The organism is Fulvivirga imtechensis AK7, assembly GCF_000331535.1.
In the GTDB taxonomy this organism is placed as follows: Bacteria; Bacteroidota; Bacteroidia; order Cytophagales; family Cyclobacteriaceae; genus Fulvivirga; species Fulvivirga imtechensis.
Genome location: NZ_AMZN01000054.1, coordinates 1 through 17140 on the forward strand (window position 1 = coordinate 1; position 17140 = coordinate 17140).

Annotated in this window: 19 protein-coding genes; 7 read left to right on the forward strand and 12 right to left on the reverse strand. The window is 41.3% G+C overall.

The window, feature by feature from the left end; all coding sequences use genetic code 11:
• Positions 1-293: 293 nt before the first annotated feature.
• The 4 genes from rsgA to C900_RS16165 form a co-directional block, all read right to left on the reverse strand.
• Entirely contained in the window at positions 294-1217 is a 924-nt protein-coding gene (gene rsgA, locus C900_RS16150; RefSeq protein ID WP_009581130.1) for a ribosome small subunit-dependent GTPase A, read from the reverse strand.
• Entirely contained in the window at positions 1214-2452 is a 1239-nt protein-coding gene (locus tag C900_RS16155; protein WP_009581131.1) for a 3-deoxy-D-manno-octulosonic acid transferase, read from the reverse strand. The genes rsgA and C900_RS16155 overlap by 4 nt, the downstream gene beginning before the upstream one ends.
• Before the next feature lie 67 nt (positions 2453-2519).
• Positions 2520-3149: a peroxiredoxin gene (locus tag C900_RS16160; RefSeq protein WP_009581132.1), complete on the reverse strand. Its 630-nt coding sequence runs from the start codon at positions 3147-3149 to the stop codon at positions 2520-2522.
• A 32-nt stretch (positions 3150-3181) separates the two neighbouring features.
• Positions 3182-3694, reverse strand: coding sequence for a Fur family transcriptional regulator (locus C900_RS16165; protein WP_157494057.1), 513 nt, complete (start codon positions 3692-3694; stop codon positions 3182-3184).
• A gap of 132 nt (positions 3695-3826) precedes the next feature.
• Here C900_RS16165 and C900_RS16170 point away from each other — a divergent pair, with 132 nt between their 5' ends.
• On the forward strand, positions 3827-4843 hold the full coding sequence (locus C900_RS16170; protein ID WP_040496940.1) for a DUF6588 family protein: 1017 nt from the start codon (positions 3827-3829) through the stop codon (positions 4841-4843).
• Between the two features lie 199 nt (positions 4844-5042).
• Here C900_RS16170 and C900_RS16175 read toward each other — a convergent pair whose 3' ends face one another.
• Entirely contained in the window at positions 5043-5816 is a 774-nt protein-coding gene (locus tag C900_RS16175; RefSeq protein ID WP_009581135.1) for an enoyl-CoA hydratase-related protein, read from the reverse strand.
• Between the two features lie 186 nt (positions 5817-6002).
• On the opposite strand from C900_RS16175, the gene C900_RS16180 reads away from it, so the two are divergent.
• Positions 6003-6494, forward strand: a complete 492-nt coding sequence (locus tag C900_RS16180) for a low molecular weight protein-tyrosine-phosphatase (protein WP_009581137.1) — start codon at positions 6003-6005, stop codon at positions 6492-6494.
• On the opposite strand, the gene C900_RS16185 is transcribed toward C900_RS16180, so the two are convergent.
• Positions 6491-7738, reverse strand: a complete 1248-nt coding sequence (locus tag C900_RS16185) for an aspartate kinase (RefSeq protein ID WP_009581138.1) — start codon at positions 7736-7738, stop codon at positions 6491-6493. The genes C900_RS16180 and C900_RS16185 overlap by 4 nt on opposite strands.
• A 91-nt stretch (positions 7739-7829) precedes the next feature.
• Between C900_RS16185 and fbp the strand changes: the two genes are divergently transcribed.
• Positions 7830-8822 (forward strand): class 1 fructose-bisphosphatase, encoded by a 993-nt coding sequence (gene fbp / locus C900_RS16190; RefSeq protein WP_009581139.1) that lies wholly within the window; start codon positions 7830-7832, stop codon positions 8820-8822.
• Here the strand turns inward: fbp and C900_RS16195 are convergent.
• The 3 genes from C900_RS16195 to yihA all read right to left on the reverse strand — a co-directional run bounded on the left by C900_RS16195 (position 8810) and on the right by yihA (position 10308).
• Positions 8810-9130 carry a hypothetical protein gene (locus C900_RS16195; RefSeq protein ID WP_009581140.1) on the reverse strand — a complete coding sequence of 107 codons (321 nt, stop codon included), beginning with the start codon at positions 9128-9130 and terminating at the stop codon, positions 8810-8812. The two genes, fbp and C900_RS16195, sit on opposite strands and share 13 nt — an antisense overlap.
• A complete protein-coding gene (locus C900_RS16200) occupies positions 9130-9600 on the reverse strand; it encodes a DUF5606 family protein (protein ID WP_009581142.1) in 471 nt (156 codons plus the stop codon). Before C900_RS16200 ends, C900_RS16195 begins: the two co-directional genes overlap by 1 nt.
• Positions 9601-9681: 81 nt before the next feature.
• The gene (yihA, locus tag C900_RS16205; protein WP_009581144.1) at positions 9682-10308 is read right to left on the reverse strand and encodes a ribosome biogenesis GTP-binding protein YihA/YsxC; all 627 of its coding nucleotides are present in this window, start codon (positions 10306-10308) and stop codon (positions 9682-9684) included.
• 214 nt (positions 10309-10522) lie between these two features.
• On the opposite strand from yihA, the gene C900_RS16210 reads away from it, so the two are divergent.
• The 4 genes from C900_RS16210 (at position 10523) to C900_RS16225 (ending at position 15030) form a co-directional block, all read left to right on the forward strand.
• Complete coding sequence (locus C900_RS16210) at positions 10523-12631, forward strand: OmpA family protein (RefSeq protein WP_009581145.1); 2109 nt, start codon at positions 10523-10525, stop codon at positions 12629-12631.
• Between the two features lie 233 nt (positions 12632-12864).
• On the forward strand, positions 12865-13587 hold the full coding sequence (ubiE, locus tag C900_RS16215) for a bifunctional demethylmenaquinone methyltransferase/2-methoxy-6-polyprenyl-1,4-benzoquinol methylase UbiE (protein ID WP_009581146.1): 723 nt from the start codon (positions 12865-12867) through the stop codon (positions 13585-13587).
• Positions 13536-14273, forward strand: coding sequence for a type IX secretion/gliding motility protein PorT/SprT (porT, locus tag C900_RS16220; protein ID WP_040496941.1), 738 nt, complete (start codon positions 13536-13538; stop codon positions 14271-14273). Before ubiE ends, porT begins: the two co-directional genes overlap by 52 nt.
• A 1-nt stretch (position 14274) precedes the next feature.
• Complete coding sequence (locus C900_RS16225; RefSeq protein ID WP_009581150.1) at positions 14275-15030, forward strand: SDR family NAD(P)-dependent oxidoreductase; 756 nt, start codon at positions 14275-14277, stop codon at positions 15028-15030.
• Here the strand turns inward: C900_RS16225 and C900_RS16230 are convergent.
• From C900_RS16230 to C900_RS16240, 3 genes are all read right to left on the reverse strand, one after another.
• Positions 15017-15664: an alpha/beta hydrolase gene (locus C900_RS16230; protein WP_009581152.1), complete on the reverse strand. Its 648-nt coding sequence runs from the start codon at positions 15662-15664 to the stop codon at positions 15017-15019. The genes C900_RS16225 and C900_RS16230 overlap by 14 nt on opposite strands.
• A 61-nt stretch (positions 15665-15725) precedes the next feature.
• A complete protein-coding gene (locus tag C900_RS16235) occupies positions 15726-16157 on the reverse strand; it encodes a hypothetical protein (RefSeq protein WP_009581154.1) in 432 nt (143 codons plus the stop codon).
• A gap of 18 nt (positions 16158-16175) precedes the next feature.
• The gene (locus C900_RS16240; RefSeq protein WP_009581156.1) at positions 16176-17078 is read right to left on the reverse strand and encodes a hypothetical protein; all 903 of its coding nucleotides are present in this window, start codon (positions 17076-17078) and stop codon (positions 16176-16178) included.
• Between the last annotated feature and the right edge of the window lie 62 nt (positions 17079-17140).

Sequence of the window (17140 nt, forward strand, 5' to 3'; positions counted from 1 at the left end):
AACGAGTGCATGACAGATAAAATAGCGCTTCATCCTCATAAGTCACTTGTTTACTGCTCCTGCGCAATGTCGCTTAGCGCTTAGCCCTCAGCGCTCCGCTCTCCGCTCTCCGTCAGTCCCCTCAGCTTTAACCACCTCCGTCCTTCGGACACCTCCGCCAGCGGAGGACAGTGTGAAACGAGTGCGCGACAGATAAAATAGCGCATCCTCATAAGTCACTTGCTTACTGCTCCTGCGCAATGTCGCTTAGCGCCCCGCCCTCAGCGCTCAGCCCTCCGCTCTCCGCCCTCCGCTCACCTCCTGTTGTCGTCACCTTCTAAGATACTCAGGTAGCTCATGTACCTGCTTTCCGCAATCTCGCCTTCATCTACGGCATCTTTTACGGCACATTTGGGTTCATGAGTGTGTGTACAGTTGTGAAATTTACATTCAGGTTGTAGCGCACGCATTTCAGGAAAATAATCGGAAAGCTCCTCTTTATCGATGTCGATGATACCCAATTCCTTGATCCCCGGAGTATCTATAATGAAGGTGTCTTGGCCGATCCTGAACATTTCCGCAAAGGTGGTGGTGTGGATGCCCTTTTCGGCATAGTCTGACACCTCTCCGGTCTTTTGATTGATCTCCGGGGCTATTTTGTTGATCAGAGTGGATTTGCCTACCCCCGAATGTCCTGAAATGAGGCTTTTTTTACCTTTTAGAAGATCTTTTACATCTTCAATACCCGTTTCTGTCAGTGCTGACACTTCGAGGCATTGGATGCCAATATTTTCATAAAGGCTTCTAATTTCAGCGAGGTAGTGCCTGGCATCTCCGTCCAGCAGGTCGATTTTATTGAAAATCAGTACTTGTGGTATCCTGAACGACTCAGCGGTGACCAGGAAGCGGTCGATGAAGCCCAGGGAAGTTCGCGGATAGGCCAGCGTAACGATGAGTATGGCCTGGTCAATATTGGAGGCAATGATGTGTCCCTGGCTTTTCAGCTTTACCGATTTTCTGATAATATAGTTTTCCCTCGGCAGAATTTCGTCAATAACCCCCTGGCCTTCTACCTCTTCATCCAAAGAAAAAACAACATAATCGCCCACCGCAATAGGATTGGTCGTTTTGAACCCTTTAAGCCTGAGTTTGCCACGGGTACGGCAGGTATAACTTCTGTCATTATCACCGAGTACTTCATACCATGAACCTGTCGATTTCAGTACTAACCCCTTCATTCTATCAGATTTTTACAGTAGCTGATGATCTTTTCCGTGGCACCTGTACTGTCTTTTACATAGTCCCTGTTGATGCCACTCGCAATATTATAGGTTGTTTCATCGCAAAACGCGCGAAACTGGCTTCTTAGTTCGTCATAACCAGCCACCGCTACCGCCCCACCCAGGTTGATGAGGTCTCGGGCCTCCCGGAATTTGTTATAATTTTTATTGCCAAAGAAAATGGGCAGTCCAAATGTAGCCGGCTCAAGGATATTGTGCAGGCCCTGGCCATAAGCGCCACCTACAAAGGCATAATCACCATAAGCATACAGGCTTGATAGCATACCAATGTTATCAATGATCATCACATCATATTTCGCGAGATGCTGATCCTTGATCTCAGAATATCTGATGCATTTTTTTAGCAGGTCATTTTCAATCCTTTCCATGAACCTTTCCTCGATCTCATGCGGGGCAATGATAAATTTAATATCCGTATCATTGATAAATGAGTTGAGTACATCAAAATCTTCAGGCCAGCAACTGCCAATGACCATCAGCTTCTTATTGTCCTTAAATGTAGCCACTTCAGGTAGGCTCACCCTTTTTTCGCTGATATTCATTACCCTATCGAACCTGGTGTCACCGGCAACAGTGGCATTTGTGATCCCAATGCTTTTAAGCAAGTCCCGCGATTTCCTATCCTGAACAAAAAAGTAGGTAAAATTATTTAAGATCTTTCGGTAAAACCGGGCATATGACTTAAAGAAAAGCTGATTTTCCCTGAAAATGGACGAGGTTGACAATACCGGTATGTTTCCGGATCTCAAACCTTTGGAATAATAATACCAGAATTCGTATTTAATAAAGAATGCTATTTTGGGATTGACGTATTTTAAAAATAATCTGGCATTCTTTTTCGAGTCGAACGGCAGATAGTAGATGTGATCAGCGCCCTTATAATTTTTCCGCACTTCATATCCTGAGGGAGAGAAAAACGTAAGCACAATCTTATAGTGAGAGTATTCTTTTTTAAAGGCTTCCATCAGGGGGCGTCCCTGTTCAAACTCACCTAAAGATGCACAATGAAACCATGCTACCGGGCTGTGCGACTGTTGAAGATCCTTTTTTATTTTTTGAAGCAGGTGTTTGCGCCCTTGTATAAATAGCTTAGCCTTTTTATTAAAAATGGAAGCAAGTTGAATAGCTATTTTATAAAAGAAGACAGAACAATTGTAAAAGAATTTACCCATAGAGGTACAAAAATAAAAACCCTCTGGAATACAGAGGGTTTTTTTCTGTTTATTTTATGTCAAATCATTAGTGCTTCGACAGGTAATCCGCTACACCATCTCTTGTAGCTGACATGGCTTCTTTACCTTCCTCCCAGTTAGCAGGGCATACCTCACCGTGCTTTTCTACATGATGCCATGCGTCTACAATTCTTAGCATTTCATCAATATTTCGGCCCAAAGGCAGATCGTTGATAGTTTCGTGTCTTACTACACCTTCTTTGTCGATGAAGAAAGTCCCCCTATAGGCCACCGGGGCGCCTTCAAAAATCAGTTCTCCTTCTTCAGAGTAGTTCCAGTCTCCGGCCAGTACACCATAGTTGCTGGCTACGGTTTTAGAGCTGTCGGCTACCAATGGATAAGTTACCCCTTCGATACCACCATTGTCTTTGGCAGTCATCAACCAGGCCAGGTGAGTCTCCTCAGTATCACAAGAGCATCCGACTACCTGTACACCACGTTTCTCAAATTCCTGGAGTTTTTCCTGGAAAGCGTGTATCTCGGTGGGGCATACAAATGTGAAGTCCTTTGGATAGAAGAAGAACATCACTTCTTTATTTCCTATATAATCAGCCAAAGTAAACGATTCTACAATCTCTTCACCGTTAAGTACGGCAGGCGCTTTGAATAAAGGTGCTTTTTTTCCTACTAATGACATAATTTTTCAATCAGTTTTTATTTATTTAACATTTATTTAATTAGTATATCCTTTTCTGGATCAATTTTATCACCATTGATCTGAAGCGTGATATTTTTGATCTTCAGGTTGTTCACCTTTTTCTTTTTAAAGAAGTTCAGGATCATATCATTGAGTTCTTCATCGTAGTAATCAATGATCTCACTGGTATTTCCGCAATATATATGACCATGATTGTGAAGTTTAGGATCATACCTCATCTGTCCCTCATTTGTAGAGACTTTGGATAACAACCCATTATTCACAAATGTTTCTACTGTTTTATACACTGTACCCAACGATAAACTAGGGTTAGCATCTCTAATAAGATCGAAGATCTGCTCTACAGTCGGATGATTATCCAGCCTCAGTATCGAATCCATGATCACAATCCTCTGGTGTGTAACTTTAAGGCCAGCTTCAGATAATTTTTCTTTGATATGTGAATAGTTGTTGCTCAAAACTAATATCAAATAATAATAATTCTCATTTAAGAATAACTGCTGCAAACCTAAATAACAATTCATGGAATGGCAAGTATTGAAGGATGAATTTTATAGGTTACCTTAATGTATTTTTTAATATCAAGAGGAGTAATGATCTTTATAATGCACCCATTTTTTTTATATTAGTATTAACATAACTATTCATATTTAATTATGAGAAACTTTACCAGAATAATGATGGCTATAGTGGCCATTACATTTTTTAAGTTTACCTCCATCTATGCGCAAGATGATATAGATCAGCTACTTGAGTCTAGCCTGAGCGATGCCAATAAGCTGATCGAAGGCTATATTGATCCGTTTATGAAGGGATTTGGTACGGGCTTGGGCAGTGGATGGTACAACACAGCCAAAGCACATAAAACTGCCGGCTTTGATCTTACTGCTACTGTAAATCTGGCTTATGTCCCCGACAAGGACATGTTTTATAATATCAACAGTAGCCTGGAAAACACACAATTAATATCGCCCAGCGAAGCTCCGACCATTTTCGGGCCTGATGAGGAGCCTACTTATCAATTCACGTATACCGACAGTAATACCGGTGAAACGATAACGGATACCTTTACCGGGCCTCCGGGACTCAACCTAAAGGATGATATCGGATTTAATGCTGTCCCTGTTCCTATGATCCAGTTGGGAATAGGTATTGTAAAAAACACTGACCTGAAGATCCGCTGGACGCCAAAGATTGACATGGGCGATGGTACGCTAAAGGTTATAGGATTTGGTGTGATGCATGATGTAAAACAGCACATACCAGGCATTAAAAATCTTCCTTTTGACCTCTCCGCGTTCATTGGCTTTACCGACATTACCACAGATGTCGATCTTGATGACGACACGACAGTTGATAACAAAGGAGAGTTTGACATCAATACCTGGACATTTCAAGGCATTATATCTAAGAAATTTTCTGTACTCACGTTGTATGGCGGCTTAGGCTTTAATAGAGTAAGGTCAGAGTTGAAAATGCTTGGAGAGTACGAAGTGGGTTCTGGTACAGAAACGGAAATCATTGAAAATCCGGTGGACCTGTCTTTTAAGTCAGGCGGCCCCAGACTTACAGCCGGAATGCGTATAAAATTGGCTATCCTGACGCTTCATGCTGATTATACCCTGCAACAATACAAAACATTAACAGTAGGAGTGGGCTTTAGTGTTAGATAGTTATCTACGATAGTTTTCATCAAAAGAGGCCGGCTCAAAAATCAGTCATTTCAAACTTGATTTGAAATCCCCCTAAAATACGTAGAAACTAATAAGGGGATCCTGAAACAAGTTCAGGATGACGTCATAAGGAGACTTTTGAGCCGGCCTCTTTCAACTAAGAGGGAGTGAAAACACACTCAACCCACCAGCATCCCTGCTACCGTCCTTTGTATTGCGGCCTGCGTTTTTCAATAAAGGCATTCATTCCCTCGCTTTGATCTTCTGAAGCAAAAGTGAGGTAGAAATTCTTCCTTTCAAAGGTAAGGCCTTCGTCAAGGTGCGTTTCAAATGAGCGATTCACTGATTCTTTGGCCAGCATAGCTGCAATAGGCGACATTTCTGCAATTTCTTCTGCCAGTTTGGTGGCTTCATAGAGGTACATCTCTACCGGCACCACTTTATTGGCCAGTCCATATTGCACTGCCTCTTCACCCGATATGAACCGCCCCGTAAGCACCAATTCCATTGCCCGGGCTTTACCAACTGCTTTCGTCAGCCGCTGGGTACCACCTGCTCCGGGCATTACCCCAATTTTTATTTCCGGTTGTCCGAACCTGGCTGTTTCCGATGCTATGATCATATCGCAGGTCATCGCCAACTCGCAGCCACCGCCAAGGGCAAAACCAGACACAGCAGCTATCAATGGCTTTTTAGTTTTACGGATCTGATCCCAGGTGCTGAACTGATCGATCTTCAGCATGTCTACAGCAGACTTATCTGACATTTGTTTGATATCTGCTCCAGCGGCAAAAGCTTTTTCATTTCCTGTGATAATGATCACCCTTACTTCGTCATTATTATCCAAATCTTTCAGCGCATCCCTCAGTTCACCCATGAGTTGCAGGTTTAATGCATTTAACTCTTTAGGGCGGTTCAATTCTATTAGTGCGATATGCTTTTTATATTCGTAATTAACTTTTATAAATTCCATAGGTGTTTAGAAAGGTTTTTTATGAGGTCGCAATAAAAAGAAAAGCCGCCTTTTTTCAAAAGGCGGCTCCAACTAACCATACTAAACAGGTGAGTAAAAGTGCTATGTTACTGTTTTATACCCTGAGATTAGCATAAGTAACCATTCTTTTATTCTTTTGTTAAAAGAATTTAAATAGTGTAGTCTATGGTCAAAGTGCTTTTTGTTTGCCTCGGAAATATTTGCCGTTCTCCCCTGGCCCAGGGGCTTATGGAGAAGAAAATTTCTGAATTAGGTCTCCGTAATTCAATAGAAGTAGATTCTTGCGGTACCAGCTCCTACCATATAGGTCAACAACCCGATGAGCGTACACTTAAAAATGCCCTGAAGAATGGACTTAAATTGAATCATCAGGCACGACAGTTCATCCGAAAGGATTTCAGAGAGTTCGATTACATTCTTACAATGGATCAGGCTAATCTCGATTGCGCCAGACGTTTGGATCAGACCCATGAGTTTTCAGACAAATTGCAGCTTATGAGAGATTTTGACCCGATAGATCCTGGTGCCGATGTGCCTGACCCTTATTTCGGAGGAGAAGAAGGCTTTCAGCATGTGTATAATATACTTGAACGATCAGTAGATAATTTTATTCAGAAAATTATCGCCACACATAATTTGAGGCCGGCTGCTTCTTAAGGCGCTACTAACGCCCGATAATTATTCCGGCTAATCTGTTCCAACAGTATTTTCTGATCCGTTCGGTATTTATCGAGTATAGTCTGAGCGTAATTTTTAACTGTAATAAGTTTCAGGCCGGTATTATACCTGATATCAAAATGATCACGTAAGGCTTCTACCAGCCTTTCCAGTTTTGTAACTTCATAATCCACTACGATGGAAAACGAAATGGCCGAATTCTGCATGATATTGATCTTCAGATCTACCTTAGAAAGCTTTTTGAAGATCAGGCTCAGGTTATCTTCATTGACGAAGGTGTAGTCAATCACCTTAAAAGATACAAGACACTGGTTATCCTTAATGATAATAGTCGGAGGTAAGTCCTTCAGTTCACAGTTGTGTATGATCGTGCCTGGCTCATCCGGGTGATCGAAGCTCTTGACATAGAGCGGGATGCTTTTATTAGCCAGAGGTTTGATAGTTTTAGGGTGGATCACACTTGCACCATAGTATGTCATTTCTGCAGCTTCCTTGTAGGGCAATTCATTAAACAATATGGCTTCAGGGATAAGCTTGGGGTCTGCATTTAGTATTCCCGGTACGTCTTTCCAGACTGTTACCGAGGTGGCGTTTAAACAATAGGCGAAGATAGCAGCAGAAAAATCAGAACCTTCTCTTCCTAATGTGGTAGTAAAATGTGTATCGGATTTTCCGATAAAACCCTGGGTAATGAGTACGTACCCTTCAGCCATTCTGGCTATGTCATGGAGGATCAACTCTTCTGTTAATCGCCAGTCAATTCGCCCGCCGCGATAGTTGCTGTCGGTACGGATATACTCACGAGCGTCAATCCAGCGCGTGGGTGTTGTGCATTGTTCTAAATAAGCGGCAATAATGTTAGAAGATAAAAGCTCCCCCTTTGACACCACCTGGTCATAAAGCTGGCTGTAGTGATAACTTTGATGAAGCTCATTTGTTAACTCATCGAAAATAGCATCTACTATAGCAAAAATAATATGATCACTTTCAAATAGTTCGTTGCAGATAGCGATGTGGTATTTAAGAAGACTCTGAATTTCCTCTTCAGCGGTACCTTTATTTTTTTTTGCTGCTAAGATGGCTTCCAGAGCATTGGTTGTCTTGCCCATGGCTGATACCACCACCAAAAGTTTTTCGTTAGCGTGTGAACGTATAATTTCACACATATTTTTGATGGCGGCAGCGCTTTTAATAGATGCTCCGCCAAACTTGAATACTTTCATCTTATGCAAACGATTGAATGATAATATTTAAATAGTAAATTTGCCGCAAAATAGCAGTTAAATTTTGACAAACTAAAGCCTTACTCGATTTATGGAGGATTCACGGATTGCATTACCCATTGGAACCACACTAGATAGATTTATAAAAAAAAAGCAGGATGAATTTCAGTATGCTACAGGAGAGCTTTCTCAATTGTTAAGAGATATAGCTCTTGCCGGAAAGGTGGTGAACCGTGAAATCAACAAAGCCGGCTTGATCAACATCATGGGGCCGATCGGGAATCAGAACGTACAGGGTGAAGATCAGCAGAAGCTTGATGTATTGGCCAATATCAGGTTTATCAGAGCGCTGACCAAAGGAGGGGAGGCTTGTGCTGTCATTTCTGAGGAAGATGAGGAGATTACCGACCTGTGCAACGATGGTAAGTATGTGATCGCCATTGACCCATTGGATGGCTCTTCTAATATTGATGTCAATGTGTCTATAGGAACTATTTTTTCAGTTTTCAGACGAGTGACTGCGGTCGGAACCCCCATTACCGAAGAGGATGTGCTGCAAAAAGGAGTGGAGCAGGTGGCTGCCGGTTATCTTTTGTATGGATCATCAACGATGCTGGTGTATACTACCGGGCATGGCGTCAATGGTTTTACATATGAGCCTTCTTTGGGTGAGTACTTTTTATCTCATCCCGATATGAAAATACCGGAAGATGGTAAGATCTACTCTATAAATGAAGGATCTTTTGCCAGTTTTCCAGAACCGGTAAAAAAGTACGTTAATTATTGCAAAGACAATCAATATTCCGGGCGATACATAGGTTCTTTGGTGGCTGATTTTCATAGGAATCTGTTGAAAGGTGGCATTTACATTTACCCGCCTACTGCCAGTGCGCCCAATGGAAAGCTACGATTGCTTTACGAATGCAATGCACTTGCTTTTATCATCGAGCAGGCAGGGGGAAGCGCATCTACAGGGCATGGCAGGGTACTGGAAGTGAAGCCTGCAGAGCTGCATCAACGTGTGCCCTTCTTTGTGGGGTCTAAAAATATGGTCGAGAAAGCAGAGGCTTTTTATAGAAAATGACCCCTGTACTTATTTCTGGTGATCACCTTTTGCATTTCCCGTTGCACAATCAGTTCGGCCAATTGAGGGGCCATATTTTCAGGATGTGCTATGGTTAGTACTTCCTTTACCTTCTTTTCGCTAATATCGATTCGATAAAGAGCATTTAGCAGCCTGTTAAGATCCTTATTAAGGAGGTAGTTGATCACCGGAACCAGCGCATTTTTCAGGTCGTCAGTGGAAGCGACTGATTCCGGTAAAGACTCGTGATCGAGTGACAGATCTTTTTGAATTAAATGAACAGCTTGCTTAACATCGCTGGCAGACATTATTCGGATTTTTCTGTTTTCTTACTTTTTTGCTCCTTAGGTTCCTTTTTCTCCTTTTTCTTGTCTTCCTTCTTCTCTTTTAGCAGTTCAGGAGCATTTTCCCGCAGGGCATTATACCAGTTCACTACCTTTTTGATATCTGAGACATACACTCTTTGCTCATCATAGTCAGGAAGTATGTGTTTTAAGAAAGCCTTCAGTTCATCAGGCTCCGAAGTAGCAGTTACGCCAAGATCGTCATCAAATTCTTTATTTATCTTGCGAAATACATCTTCCAGAGGTGTAGAGCCCTCCTGGTTTGTTGTGTAAATAGATATGTCACTAAGAACGGAGATGCGTTGCGTAGCGCTGGCTACCAGCTTTTGTTTTTTGTCATCTAGTGATTCCAGGATCACCCCTGTTCTGGTAGGCTTTACAATTTTAAATAAGCCGCCTTTGCCTGCTACGGATGCTATATCACTGTAGTCCATATACTTGTTTAGATTTTTGTATGATTTTCAATTTTCAAAGCTAGTTAATATTTTACTATTTGTCATATTCTCGCAAGCCGTTCATGGTTGCAGTCCTGATTTCCCTGCCTTTCCCGCCTGGGCTATTGTTTCATCAATAAAGTGCAGCACATCTTCCTTCCCCTCTCCTGATTGTGAAGAGGTAACTAAAACCGGAGGTAACTCAGCCCAATAGTTTAACAAATGTTTCTTGTATTTGGCTATAGAAGACTGGGTCTTATTTTTTGATTGTTTATCCACTTTTGTAAAGATAAGAGCAAAAGGAAGCGCCTGCTGACCCAGCCAGTTGATAAATTCTACATCAATAGGCTGAGGAGCCAGACGAGAATCTATTAGAATAAACGTACATAATAAATTCTCCCTCAGAGTCAGATAATCATGGATCATAGTTCCCCATTTCTCTTTTTCAGTTTTAGCTACTTTTGCCCAGCCATACCCAGGCAGGTCTACTAAAAACCAGTTGTCATTGATCAGAAAATGGTTGATAAGTTGAGTTTTGCCTGGCTTTCCGGATACCTTGGCCAGCTTTTTGTGATTAGTGAGCATGTTGATAAGTGATGATTTACCAACATTGGAGCGACCGATGAAGGCAAATTCGGGACGTTTATCTTCCGGACACTGGTTGTGATGGCTGCTGCTGGTAACGAAATTTGCTTGCGTAATTCTCATTAATCTCCTGCTATGGTTGCGAAAAATTGAAACATTTGACTATATTTAGTAGCTAAACAGTTAGTCTGTTATTTTTTAAGCTTAAAGTAATACTTTAATTCGTTTTTAAATATTATTATTGCTAAGTATATACGGATAACTTTGAAACGCTCATGCTACGTGCTATTTTTTTAACTTAAATCTTAATAAATTGAGCAGCAAATATCATCACAAAATGTATAAAGGACTTAGGTTTTTATTTTTTTCTGCATTTGTACTGGGGATTGTAACCAATGGATTTTCTCAAGATGAGGGCACTGAAGAAGATGGAAAGACTCAGGCTGTAGAGTATCTACAGTTGGCTGAGCTAATGATGGAGTCAGCCCAGCCTATGGTTGACGTGAGAGATCTGTATGTGCTGGCGGCAGAAGCTGATCCTACAAATATAAAAGCGAACTTTTTGGCAGGTGATTTTCATCTTAAAACAATAGGGAAAGACAGAGCTGTAAAATACTTTTTAAAAGTGCTTGAATTAGATCCGGAATATAGATTTGACATTACTTACTGGATTGGTCGTGGCTATCAATATGGAATGGATTTCGATAAAGCCCTTAGTTATTATAACCGGTATAAAGCTAAACTCATCGAGCGAGAGGGCTATCGTGGGCGAGACAGAACAGATCTTTCAGAGGTAGAGCGCAGGATATACGAATGCGAAAATGCGCGGGAATTTGTAGCTAATCCATCACACTACTCAATTGTTAATGTAGGCAATGCTATTAATACGGAATATGAAGAATATGCTCCTGTACTCAATGAAGATGAAACAATTATGATTTTTACTACGAGGCGTAGGGAGGGTAACCTTAACCAAAACGTGTTCAAGGATAATAAACCTTACGAAGATATTTTTATTTCAAAAAAGGAAAATGGAGTATGGTCGCCAGCCCAAAACATCGGTGAAGTGGTAAACACCCCTTTCCACGATTCAAATCTTGCGCTTTCTGCGGATGGATCATTGTTATTTTTGTATAAAGATGATAATAACGGAGATATCTATGTTTCGGAGAGAAAGAGTGATGGTACCTGGACTTTCCCTCACCCCATGAGTGAAAATATTAACTCTGCAGGATTCAAAGAAAGCTCTATTTCCATATCTCCTGACCAGCAGGTGTTATTTTTTGCCAGTGACAGGCCGGGGGGATATGGCGGTATTGATATCTATTACAGTATAAAAGATAAGGCAGGAGAGTGGACCCGCTCGAAAAACCTGGGTCCCGCCATTAATACGCCTTTTGATGACGATGGACCATTTATTGACTATGATGGCAAAACGCTTTATTTCAGTAGCCAGGGGCGAAAAGGAATGGGAGGTCATGATATATTTAAGTCAGAATATGACAGCGCATCCGGCAAATGGAGCGAACCCGAAAACCTTGGTTTTCCTATCAACACCCCTGATGATGATATTTACTTTGTAAGTACCAAAGATGGAAAGCGAGGTTACTACGCTTCAGTGCGGGAAGATGGTTTTGGATATACTGACATATATATGGTGACTATACTTCAGGAAGATGAGCTTGGAAACACTGTGGCTTCGAAAAAAGTAGAAAAAGAGGAAACCAAAGAACCCGATGATAACGGGAAAGATAAGATATCGAAGGTTGAAACAGAAAAGCAAACCGAAAAAATACCGGAAACGAAGGTTGAACTACAACCGGTTACCATTGTAGTGACTGTTCTGGATGAAAATAAACAACCTGTTGATGCAAGAATAAGCATGAAGGGTAGGGAAAATAATCTTGTGGCAGGAAAAGCCAATAAAGGGACAGGTGTTTATGAATTTAAGGTTACCTCTCCTGAAAGCAAAGCATACAGATTGTCTGTGGAGAAAGATGGTTATGTATTCCAAAACCTTGATGTGACAGTAAAAGCTGCTACCGGTGAGCCCCAGGAGATGACCAGAACAGTTAATCTGCAAAAATTAAGAATAGGTACACGTTCCGTACTTAGAAATATCTACTTCAACTTTGACAAGGCTACTTTCAAAGATGCATCCTACAATGAGCTAAACAAGCTGGAAAGTATGATGGCCCAAAACCCTGGTATGGAAATAGAAATTTCCGGTCATACGGACAATATTGGAGGTAAGTACTATAATAAAACACTATCGCAAAGGCGTGCTAACGCCGTGAAAGATTACCTCGTGCAAAAAGGCATCGACTCCAGAAGGATCAAGGCAGTGGGCTATGGAGAGGAAAGACCTTTAGCCAGCAATGATGACGAAAAAGAGGGACGTGAGTTAAATAGAAGGGTAGAGTTCAAAGTGATCGGGGGAAAATAAGGCAGTTCACTGTTCTCCGTTCACAGTTGTCAGTTCAGAGTTCGCAGTTCTTAGTTCACAGTAAGGTTTCATGCCACCACTATCTGCTCAATGGCCAAGTGGTGGCATGAATAGCCAGCAACCAACCAGAGCCAAGTAACCAGTATAACTATTAGGAATTACTACAGGGAAATAAGATATTTGCATCCGGTTAAGCATCCTCGGTTCGTTGGGGGTTAATAATGTAAGTATAAATGACGGTAGTACCTTATAAAGAAAAGCAATCCGGCAAGAAGGAGCAGGTAGCTGAAATGTTTAACAGCATCAGCAGGAAATATGATTTCCTAAATCATTTTTTAAGCCTGGGCATAGACATCTTGTGGAGAAAAAAGGCCATTAGACTTCTTAAGTCAGATGAGCCAAAGGAAATACTTGATATTGCCACAGGTACGGGCGATTTTGCTATTGAATCACTGAGACTTAACCCGGATCAGGTGATAGGAGTAGACATTTCCGAAGGGATGTTAGAGGTGGGGAGAGAAAAGCTGAAGCGGAAGGGATTGGATGATAAGATCGAACTTAGGATGGGAGATTCAGAGAAGCTGCTATTTGATGACAATAAGTTCGATGCAGTGATCGTTTCCTTTGGAGTAAGAAACTTTGAAAACCTTGAAAGGGGAATTGCCGATATGTACCGGGTATTGAAGCCCGGAGGGAAGACAGTAATATTGGAGTTCTCGAAGCCCTCGAAATTCCCGTTCAAGAACATTTATAATTTTTACTTTAAAGCTATTTTACCTAAAATTGGTAGATTGGTTTCCAAGGATAAAGCCGCTTATACATATTTACCTGAATCTGTACAGGCTTTTCCTGACGGAAAAAATTTTCTAAAAGTATTAGAAAAAGTAGGTTTTAAAAATACCCGATGCAAGCCTTTAACATTTGGCATAAGCTCTATATATATAGGAGAAAAGTAGTACTAGTAGCTGCTATTGCCTTTTTCTTTTCTTCAGATGCATTTTCCCAGCGTCAGGTGGGCATGAATAATCCCAACTATGATGATCGCTTTTTGAGCTATGGCTTTTTGATAGGGATACATACCTCCTCCTTTCAGCTAAAATATTCTGATCAATTTGTAGACAGATCGCTTGACTCGGTCTATTCCATCACCCCTAAGTGGTCTGCGGGGTTCTCTCTTGGATTTATTGTGAATATGCGGGTAAGTGACTTGCTTGACCTAAGGGCTACGCCTAAAGTGGCTTTCTATGAACACGCTCTGGAGTATCAAAGGCTTGATGAGCCGATTATCGAAGAGCTGGTAGAGACCACCATTGTAGAATTACCCATTTTATTGAAATTTAAATCTGAGCGAAGGGGAAACACCAGAATGTATTTTGTAGGTGGTGTAAAGCCAGGATTTGAAGCTTCTGGCAAAAATGATGTGGAATCCATTGGAGATAATAATCTTGTGGTTAAAGAATTTAATACTTCTTTAGATGTTGGGTTTGGCCTGGACATCTATTATCCTCTATTCAAATTCTCCCCTGAAGTACGTTTTTCCAAGGGGATTGTCAACATTTTAGGCTCAGAAAATAATGAATTCAGCGCTGGTATTGACAGACTGAATACGAATACCGTCACCCTTTATTTACTTTTTCAATAGCATGTCTAAAAGAATCGCACTTGTTACCGGAGCTACATCAGGCATTGGTTTAGCTACAGCTAAAGTATTGGCTGACAATAATTTTGATCTTATTGCATGTGGAAGACGTAAGGAGCGCCTGGAGCAACTAAAGCAGGAGTTGACTAAAGTTTGTCATGTGCATACATTGTGTTTTGATGTCAGGGACAAATCGGAAGTGACAAATGCTATTTCGTCATTACCAACTGAGTGGCGGCAGGTTGACGTGCTAATAAACAATGCAGGCAATGCTCATGGGTTATCTCCAATTGATAAGGGTGATGTTGACGATTGGGATGCGATGATCGATATCAATGTAAAGGGCCTGCTTTATGTTTCAAAAGCCGTGATGCCTGGTATGGTAGAGCGGAAGTCAGGGCACATCGTTAATATTGGTTCCATTGCGGGAAAGGAAGTATATTCCAATGGCAATGTTTATTGCGCATCAAAACATGCTGTAGATGCTATTAATAACGGTATGCGCATGGATTTAAATCCATATGGCATTAAAGTTACCGCCATCAATCCCGGACTTGTTGAAACGGAGTTTTCATTAGTGAGGTTTAAAGGGGACGAAAACAAGGCTAACCAGGTATACAGTGGAATAAAACCGCTCACTCCCGGGGATATAGCCGAAACAATACTATTTGTGGTGACAAGGCCTGCCCATGTCAATGTCAGCGATTTGATCATTTTTCCTACCGCCCAAGCCAGTTCAACGATTGTTAATCGTTCATAAAGATCTTTTTCAGCGGGCCTTCATCAATGTCGTGCTTACCCTCAAATATAAGGTTAACTGGCTTCACCCTTAGTTTGCCGGAGAGTTGTTTCATTTCAATAAGCGTTTCTTTCGTCAGGAACGGATCATCTGTGCCATATACATAGTAAATGGATTTGCCACGAAGCTTGTCTGTAGCGTTTTCAATGTCCATATCAGGTGGAAATATGCCGGCCCACAGGATTAGTCGGTGAAAGGGTACATGTTCATCAGCGGCCCAGCGTGAAGCTGTAGCAGCGCCCTGAGAAAAACCGATTATGGAGATTTTGATATTGCCATTCCCGGCAGGCAGGAGCTGATCATAGATGGCATTTAGATAAGTGATATAGTTTTTAATATCCGTCAGGCGGTCCTCTTTCGTCATCCAGGTGGCGCCTACACGACCACTGAACCCTTCCGTATAAAATCTGTTAAGACCTTCCGGGGCTATGATGCAGGTTTCGGCAGTGCTTATTGAATTGAATTTTCGGATAAAATACTTTGCTTGTTGGCCATATCCATGAAGCACGAATATTATTTCCCTGGTGCTATCAGTGATCTCGCCAAGCTGAAAATAGCGTGCTTCGAATCCGAATGTGATACTATGCTGTCTCATTTTGGGAAATAAAAAAGCAGGTTTCCCTCGGGAACCTGCTTTCCTGAATAAATTAAGAGGTTTATCTTTTAAAACCCAGTGCGCTACCTCCGCAGAACTGCGCGCTGTTATCAAAGGTATACTGGATATAGTAAATTCCTGTTGTATTGCAAGGGTACGCGATAGCTGAGATGTACTGGCCATTCAGCTTGCTGCTTGCAACCTGATTTCTGTTACTATCAAAAAGTGATACCACTATTCCGTCTGTACTCTCTCCGGTAGCGCAAACGTTGATCATATATTGTGTGCCTTTAGTAAATACGTAAGAGTATTCAACTTTATTTTTTGCACCTCCCTGGCCATCTATTTTGTAGCTTTTCAGGAAATTAAACCCTGAGGCCAGCTTAGGTATACAAGCATCGGTGAATTGCTCCGGGTTGCATTGCCCGTTTGCAGTACCCGATAACAGGAAAAATAAACCCACAACAAAAATTGAATAAATTGCCTTTTTCATATTACGCATGTTTTCCTCTTAACTGATTACTTTTTTTCTTATGGAAGCAACGATGTCTTTTATGTTATCGATATTCTCCTTGGTGATCCTGATCTCGCTGGAGCTGTTATCTTTAATTACCATTACCCCATCAACAATTTCAAATGTCGACTCTTTATAAGTCGTGATTATTTCTATTGACTCGTATTCTTTTTGCAGTCTTTTCATGTCCTCCAAAAGTAGTGCCATATTTGGATCTACCTCTTGATAAAAAGATACAAGCAGTACTATATTCTCTAAAATGATCTTTTGCTCTCCAATTTTTTCTTGTAATTCTTTGTTTCCAGGATCTTTAGCAGATACCTGACAAGTGATGTGCATGGCTTCCATCCAGCCTCCTGTCAGGAGTAGGACACTCAGGTTGGCTCTGTTTTGCTCTTGCAGGTAGTAATTTATATTATTGAAATTCTGTGTAGTGATCAAAAGCAAAGAATCGAGATTTTTGCTGTTGGTGGCTAACCTTCCTATTGTTTCAATATCAAAAAATTGCCCTATATTGAGGCCATTGGCAAGCTCCTTGATCGCGGCCATATAATCCAGACCGTCCTGATTTTGCTCATATATATTGGTATACCCCAGATCAGTGCCGTATATACCAAGGTTTAAAGCTTTTCTGTAATTGCTGTTGTATTTGGAAAGGTTACTGGGAGAATTCAGTAATGTTCTGTCATACTTAGTCCCTGATTCTTTGAGAAGCACCGAGATTTCCAGCGGAGAAGGGATTTGCTGAATAATGCTGCTTATTACCTCCGCAGAAATGGCAGGTCCTTTAACTTCAGCTGAATCCAGGCTTTCTAAAAAGGCTTCTTCATCAGGTCTTTTCCCAGAGTCACAAGCAGTTATAATTAAAGCCAATAATAGCCCAAGTGATAAGATCCTCATAGGTAAAAAATTAAAAGTGGTAACAAAAATATAAATTCATTTATCTAATACAAACCATTATT